General features: G+C 51.1%; 6 protein-coding genes. All 6 read right to left on the bottom strand.

Annotated elements, in window-relative coordinates:
• Positions 1-398 precede the first annotated feature (398 nt).
• The 6 genes from glgA to greA all read right to left on the bottom strand — a co-directional run bounded on the left by glgA (position 399) and on the right by greA (position 6,703).
• A complete protein-coding gene (glgA, locus tag RUMCAL_RS02850; protein WP_040646708.1) occupies positions 399-1,862 on the bottom strand; it encodes a glycogen synthase GlgA in 1,464 nt (487 codons plus the stop codon).
• A 322-nt stretch (positions 1,863-2,184) separates the two neighbouring features.
• Positions 2,185-2,592: a hypothetical protein gene (locus RUMCAL_RS02855; protein WP_021680988.1), complete on the bottom strand. Its 408-nt coding sequence runs from the start codon at positions 2,590-2,592 to the stop codon at positions 2,185-2,187.
• A complete protein-coding gene (locus RUMCAL_RS02860) occupies positions 2,589-3,419 on the bottom strand; it encodes a deoxyribonuclease IV (protein ID WP_040646717.1) in 831 nt (276 codons plus the stop codon). Before RUMCAL_RS02860 ends, RUMCAL_RS02855 begins: the two co-directional genes overlap by 4 nt.
• Positions 3,420-3,422: 3 nt before the next feature.
• Entirely contained in the window at positions 3,423-4,418 is a 996-nt protein-coding gene (locus RUMCAL_RS02865; RefSeq protein ID WP_021680990.1) for a hypothetical protein, read from the bottom strand.
• A 171-nt stretch (positions 4,419-4,589) separates the two neighbouring features.
• On the bottom strand, positions 4,590-6,215 hold the full coding sequence (lysS, locus tag RUMCAL_RS02870) for a lysine--tRNA ligase (protein ID WP_021680991.1): 1,626 nt from the start codon (positions 6,213-6,215) through the stop codon (positions 4,590-4,592).
• A gap of 20 nt (positions 6,216-6,235) precedes the next feature.
• Positions 6,236-6,703, bottom strand: coding sequence for a transcription elongation factor GreA (gene greA, locus RUMCAL_RS02875; protein ID WP_040646712.1), 468 nt, complete (start codon positions 6,701-6,703; stop codon positions 6,236-6,238).
• Between the last annotated feature and the right edge of the window lie 334 nt (positions 6,704-7,037).

The raw sequence follows: 7,037 nt of genomic DNA on the forward strand, positions 1-7,037 counted from the left end.
CTTGACAAATGCGGCATTCTGGCGTATAATAAAAGTAAAGAGAGGGCATACCAGTAGACGGTCTGCTCCCATGTTAAGCTATCAAGAGATAACCGTCCAAGTTAGCAGCTTAGGGCGGTTATTTCCGTTTATTGTCGTTGTTATGGAAAATATCGTGCATCAATGCTATAATAGCAACGATCAGGATACTGTACTGAATCAAATCTGACCAAGTTACGTATTCCATACCACTCACTCCCTAATGTCAAATGCCGCTTGCTATTTTCGGGCAAGTCAAAACTTCAAACGCAAAAGAGAGGACAACCGTCAACCGGTCTGTCCTCTCTTTTATATAGTACATATTTCATGCCCCTTGTCTGTCAGGGGATTTTTTGTGCGGTATTGCCTTTGATATTCTTTTAATCCTGCATGCCCCGAAGGATCCAGTCGTACATGCCCTGATACTGCAATGCAGAACTGCTCCACGAGAAATCCTGTTCCATGCCGCGGCAGAGAATGTCGTTCCAATCCTCGCGGTGGTCGAAGTAGATTTTCTTCGCATAGTTGATGGTATACAGCAGATCATCTGCATTGTAATGGGCAAATGTGAAACCGGTGCCGGTCTTTTCGTATTCGTTATAGGGCACGACGGTGTCTTTCAGTCCGCCGGTTTCCCGTACAATGGGCACAGTACCATAGCGGAGCGAGATCAACTGGGTCAGACCGCAGGGCTCAAACCGTGACGGAACCAGCATCGCATCAGCCGCAGCATACAGCTTGTGTGCCAGCGGATCGGAATAGAAAATGTTTGCAGAAACCCGATCCGGATACTTGTTCTGATAGTACCGGAACATGTTCTCATATCGTGCTTCACCGGTGCCGATGATGACAAACTGGGTGAACTCGTCGGTAATGCGGTCGGCGATCCAGTCTACCAGGTCCAGACCCTTCTGGTCGGTCAGACGGGAAATGATCGCGATCATGAACTTGTTCTCGTCCTCCGGCAGCCCCAGTTCTTTCTGGAGAGCCAGCTTTGCCTGCTTTTTCTTTTCCACAGCGTCCTTGACGGAATAGTGTACATCGATCTTTTTGTCGGTCTGGGGATTGTAGACCTCGTAGTCAATGCCGTTCAGGATACCGCGGAGCGAACGGGAGCGTGCACAGAGCAGACCGTCCAGCTGTTCGCCGTAATAGGGGGTCTTGATTTCTTCGGCATAGGTTTCGCTGACGGTCGTGATGTAGTCCGCGTAGACTAGACCGCCCTTGAGCATGTTGGCATCGCTCTTGAACTCCAGCTTATCCGGTGTGAACATGTAATCCGGCAGGTTGGTGTTGTAGACAAAGTGACGAATGTCCCATACGCCCTGAAATTTCAGGTTGTGAATGGTCATGATGCTCTTGGTGCCCCAGTAGAAGCTGTGGGTGGCAAATGTGCTCTTGAGGAATACCGGAATCATACCCGTCTGCCAGTCGTGGCAGTGAATGATGTCGGGGTGGAATCCGATGACAGGCATTGCCGCCAGAACCGCCTTGGAGAAGAAAATGAAGCGTTCAATATCCCATTGGGTGGAGTCGCTGTAGGGGCGGTCACACTTGAAATAATACTCGTTGTCGATGAAGTAGAAGTGTACGCCCTCATAGACATATTCCATGATACCGACATGGACATTTTCCACATGTCTGCCGTAGTCCATGTAGAAATGGCTGACATAGCGGAACTGGCTGCGGTATTCCCACGGGATACAGGTGTAGTTGGGAATGACAACGCGAACGTCATACTCGTTGTGATTCAGACTTTTAGGCAGTGCACCTACAACATCGGCAAGCCCGCCGGTTTTGATAAAGGGGACGCATTCGGAAGCCGCAAATAAAATATTTTTCATCTTGCAATCTACTGTGCCACAGGGCACATACTCCTTTCGCATGTATCATAGGCAACACCGCACAAGCCTGTTTGCCGGCTTTGTGCCACAGTCTGTGTGCAGACTGTTCAGCATATGCATCAACATCTGAGAATGTATCCTGCACACAATCGGTGTACCGTGTCGCCTGTACTTTTATTATACTCTTTTTTTTGCGATTCGTCAAGAGATTTCGCAAAAAATGAGAAAATATTTCCACAAAAACGCGTCGCAATTTGTCGGTGTTGTACAGAAATCAACAGGATTTCATGCGGTATCTATGCGGAACGTCCAGCCAGTCTGTCTATATGGTATCGTTCAGCACTTCCACCTTGACTACCTGTTCCAGCTGCACCGGATAGGTTTCCTTTGTGCCGCCGGTGTAGGTAATCGCAATGTTGTACCCTTTTTGCAGGGCAGAGAGGGCGATCTTGGTGTGGTGCCATGTGATCGGCGTATCCTCGGACAGGGTAAACGAAAAGCTGCCCCGTCCGTTGATGTCGTTGACTTCCAGTCCGTCGGCACGAACCTTTCCGCCGCTGATCTGGGAAATTGTTGCATAAATGGTGGTACAGTCCTGCACGTCAATGACTTGCTGCTGTTGTTTCAGAGTCTGGGCTTTTCCCAGAAAGAATCCGCCTGTGCCACCGCCCAGCAGTAATACCAAAGCCGCCGCCAGTGCACCCCATTTCCCCTTGCTTTCCGCACTCATTCCGCACGCTCCCGCATCAGAGCAATCTCTGCGGCATAGCCGTCGTCCTCGTTAGGCGTTTCCAGAATGAAAGGCAGATGTTTCAGGGCAGGGTGGTTGATCACCCGCACCAGTGCTTCCAGTCCAATATAGCCCTGCCCCAGCTTCTGGTGCCGGTCTTTGTGGGCACCGCAGGGATTCATGCTGTCGTTCAGGTGCACAGCGTACAGCTTGTCCAGCCCAATGACTTTGTCAAACTGGGTCAACACGCCGTCCAGATCTTCTGCAATATTATAGCCTGCGTCCCAGATGTGGCAGGTGTCCAGACAAACGCCCATTTTTTCGGTCAGCTGAACGCGGTCGAGAATGGCACGCAACTCCTCAAAGGAACGCCCCACTTCGCTGCCCTTTCCCGCCATGGTTTCCAGCAGGACAGTGGTGGTCTGCTCCGGTGTCAGCGTCTGGTTCAGGGCATCGGCGATCTGTTCAATGCCGACTTCTGCACCCTGTCCGGTGTGGCTGCCAGGGTGGAAGTTGTAGTACTGGTGCGGCGTATACTCCATGCGTTTCATGTCGTCCTGCAGCATGTTCAGCCCGAACTGCCGAATGTCCGGCTTGGCGGAACAGAGGTTCATGGTATAGGGAGCATGTGCTACCAAATGGTCGATGTCGTGTTCCGCAGCGAAGGCGAGAAACGCCTGTACATCGCTTTCCGCAATGGGCTTTGCCGTGCCGCCTCTGGGATTGCGGGTGAAAAAGGCAAACGTGGTTGCCCCCAGTTTGACGGCATGTTTTCCCATTGCCAGATAGCCCTTGGACGAGGGCAGGTGGTTTCCGATTCGCAGCATCATTCAGTCCTCCTTGGTGGTAGTAACTGCCGTTTCGGCAGGTTCGGTGGTGACAATGTCCTCCGGTTCCGTGGTGTTGTCCAGATCGTCCATAACGCGGAGAAGTACCTTTTCTGCCACGTTATAGGTTTTCTGCATCTTTTCCTTGCTGTCCGAAGTTTTTACCGGTGCACGCAGACCAATGGAAAGGTCGCGGTCTACATTTCCCGGATAGTCGATCTTCGTGGCGAAATTCGTGTGCCGCAGGTAATAGCCGTTGCCGCGGATATTTTCGTGACCAGTGTATTTTTCGCTAAGGTCTGTCAGGGTTTCGTCTGCCATGATGTATTCGTTTGCCTTGGCATCAGTAATCACCATGACCGCTTCGCCCATCTGGAATTCCGCGGAAAGCTTGGTGGAATTGCCGGTGAAATAGTCCATGTCGTCAATGTTGTCGCTGACGGGAATGGGGTATATGTCCACATGCACCTTGCCGTCCCCGTTTTCATCGTCGGTGAATTGCTCCAGATATTCTTCCAGCTGCTGACGGTGGTTCTGCATTTCCGTGTCGTCGGTAATCAGCAGTACGATCATATCCGGACGGACTTTCGTCACATAGTCCACAATCAGGAACACGAAAACGCCTACGATAAACACGGTGATTCCCAGCCACCACTTGCTGTGGTACAGGAAATTGCCGAGTTTCTTCCAGAAGGACATCTTGGGCTTTTCCTCTTTTTCCTCGTAGATGGTGTCGCTCTCGGTGATAATGCCCTGTTTCAGCCGCATCAATTCAATGCGGTCTTGCTGGATCTTCTTGGCGTATTCCTCTTTTTCCTTTTTCTCCCGTTCCGCGAGGATTGCCTGCCGGCGTTCTTCCGCCTCCGCCTCTTTTTCGGCTTCTTTGGCATCGATTTCCCGCATGGTTTCGAGGAGAGATTTGCCCTTTTCCTTTTTGTGCTTTTTCGGCTGTTCCGGCGGCGTGCCGGCAGAATGGTTTTGTTTTTCTTCTTCCTGCATCAAGTGACCTCACTTTTTGAGAAAATCAAAAGGGGGAAACTCCCACAGATACCCTCGATCTGTACGAATTCCCCCTTATCGTTTCATGTGTTCGGAAATTTCATTTCAAAGTCGCCAGACGCTCTTTGTGTGGTATTGCCCAAAGGCATCTGTCTGTCAGAAATGAAATCATTATGCTTCGGGTTCTTCTTCCCCAGCGTCTGCTTCGTCCTGTTCCTGTCCCAGCTTCGGCAGCGGCCGCATGGTGGGGAACAGCAGGACATCACGGATAGACGGGCTGTCAGTCAGGAGCATGACCAGTCTGTCCAGACCCAGTCCCAGACCGCCTGTCGGCGGCATGCCGTATTCCAGAGCCGTGACGAAATCTTCGTCTACTTCGCCGGTCATATCACCCAGTGCACGGCGAGCCTCAACCTGCTTGACAAAACGTTCCTTCTGGTCTACCGGATCGTTCAGTTCGGAGAACGCGTTACCCATTTCGCGGGCATAGATGAAGTACTCGAAACGCTCTGTGAACGCCGGATTTTCCGGCTTCCGCTTTGCCAGCGGGGAGTTTTCTACCGGATAATCATAGATGATAGTCGGCTGGATCAGCTGTTCTTCCACAAATGCGTCAAAGAACGCGATCAGCACGTGTCCCTTGGTAGCGTTTTCGCCTTCTTCGACTTCCACGCCCTTTTCCTTGGCACACGCTCTTGCATCGGCATCCGTTGCCCAGTCGTTGTAGTCCACGCCGGCATACTTCTTGACAGCTTCTGCCATTGTCAGACGTTCCCATGGTTCGCCCAGACGAATGTCTGTACCCTGATAGGAAATGATGTCCTTGCCGCAGATCTTCTTTGCCAGTGTGCGGTACATATCTTCGATCAGATCCATCATGCCGTGATAATCGGTGTATGCCTGATACATTTCGATAGAGGTAAATTCCGGATTGTGTGAGGGATCCATGCCCTCGTTCCGGAAGATGCGTCCCACTTCATACACACGGTCGAAACCGCCGACGATCAGCTTTTTCAGATTCAGTTCGGTTTCGATACGCAGGAACATGTCCATGTCCAGCGTGTTGTGATGTGTCACAAACGGCTTTGCCGCAGCAGCGATCTGCAAAGGCAGCAACACCGGTGTTTCCACTTCCAGATAGCCGATGCCGTCCAGATAAGCACGAATCTCCCGCAGGATCTGGCTTCTGGTGACAAAAGTCTGCTTGACATTCGGGTTTACGATCAGATCCAGATACCGCTGACGATAACGGGTGTCCTGATCCTTCAGACCGTGCCACTTTTCCGGCAGGGGCAGCAGGGACTTGGAAAGCATGGTGATCTCTGTTGCGTGAATGGAAATTTCGCCCTTGCGGGTGCGGAATACGAAGCCCTTCACGCCGACAATATCGCCGATGTCCCACTTCTTGAATTCCTTGAAATTTTCCTTGCCGATGTCGTTCATGCGGACGTATACCTGAATGCGGTCAGTAGAATCCCGCACGTCAATGAAGTTTGCACGTCCCATATCCCGCCAGCTCATAATACGTCCGGCAATGGAGATCGGCTGTTCTTTCAGGGTGTCCAGCTTTGCCTGTAAAGCTTCTTCGTCATCGCCGGCTTCTTCCTTGAACTTTGCCTCGGTGACTTCATAGTCTGCCTTGACAGATGCTGCCTTTGCGGTGACATCATACTTGGTAATGGTAAACGGGTCGTTGCCGTCTGCCTGCCGCTGCCGCAGCTTTTCCAGACGGATCTGCCGCAGGGTGTTGCTGTCCTGTTCCTGTTCCGGAACGGACGGTGTGTTCTGATTTGCCATGGGATTCACTCCTATATCTATTACTTGCTGATTTCCAGAATCTCGAACTTCAGTTCGCCTGCCGGTGCTTCGATGAGGAAGTTGTCGCCGACTTTCTTTTTCATTGCACCCTTGCCGATAGGAGATTCGTCAGAAATTTTGCCTTCCTTGAAGTTGGCTTCGTTGCTGCTGACGATCTGGAGGGTTTCGATCTTGCCGGTGCGGAAGTTCTTTATCTTAATGGTAGAACCCAGACCGACTTCATCGATAGAAGCGTTGTCGTCTACGATCTCAGAGTTGTCTAGTGTGTACTGGATCTCCATGATCTGTGCTTCCATGATCGCCTGTTCGTTTTTCGCTTCGTCATATTCCGCATTTTCGGAAAGGTCGCCCTGTGCACGTGCTTCTTTCAGCTTCTGTGCCATTTCTGCACGGCGGACGGTTACCAGATAGTCCAGTTCTTCCCGCAGCTTGGCTGCACCGGATTTTGAAATCTGCTTCTTTGCCATAATTCTCATGCTCCTTTGATTCCGTGCGGCAGGACAGTGTGTCTGTGCAGACCGCCTGCCGCCATGTTCTTTCTGCCGCAGACCAACTGCCTGCCAGCTTAGACATTATATTATTATAGTATATTTTCGTGCAGTTGTCAACTATGAATTTTGGACAACACCGCATGAATCCATTTTCATTCTTCAGAGCCGCCCTGAAAGGAACGGAGAAACGGTGAAGCCGGCGGCGGAGAGGCTGTCATGAAAATGGATTTCCGTAGCTTTTCAAAAATCGCCCTTGACAAACTCAACAAAAACCGATATAATAAAGGAAACACTGCATAAAGCCCGCCTG

The organism is Ruminococcus callidus ATCC 27760 (assembly GCF_000468015.1).
Taxonomy (GTDB): domain Bacteria; phylum Bacillota; class Clostridia; order Oscillospirales; family Ruminococcaceae; genus Ruminococcus_C; species Ruminococcus_C callidus.

Excerpts from the sequence above, each read along its gene's own strand:
- RUMCAL_RS02865 (WP_021680990.1), bottom strand. The coding sequence starts at position 4,418 with ATGCAGGAAGAAGAAAAACAAAACCATTCTGCCGGCACGCCGCCGGAA.
- RUMCAL_RS02855 (WP_021680988.1), bottom strand. The coding sequence starts at position 2,592 with ATGAGTGCGGAAAGCAAGGGGAAATGGGGTGCACTGGCGGCGGCTTTG.
- lysS (WP_021680991.1), bottom strand. The coding sequence starts at position 6,215 with ATGGCAAATCAGAACACACCGTCCGTTCCGGAACAGGAACAGGACAGC.
- RUMCAL_RS02860 (WP_040646717.1), bottom strand. The coding sequence starts at position 3,419 with ATGCTGCGAATCGGAAACCACCTGCCCTCGTCCAAGGGCTATCTGGCA.
- glgA (WP_040646708.1), bottom strand. The coding sequence starts at position 1,862 with ATGAAAAATATTTTATTTGCGGCTTCCGAATGCGTCCCCTTTATCAAA.
- greA (WP_040646712.1), bottom strand. The coding sequence starts at position 6,703 with ATGGCAAAGAAGCAGATTTCAAAATCCGGTGCAGCCAAGCTGCGGGAA.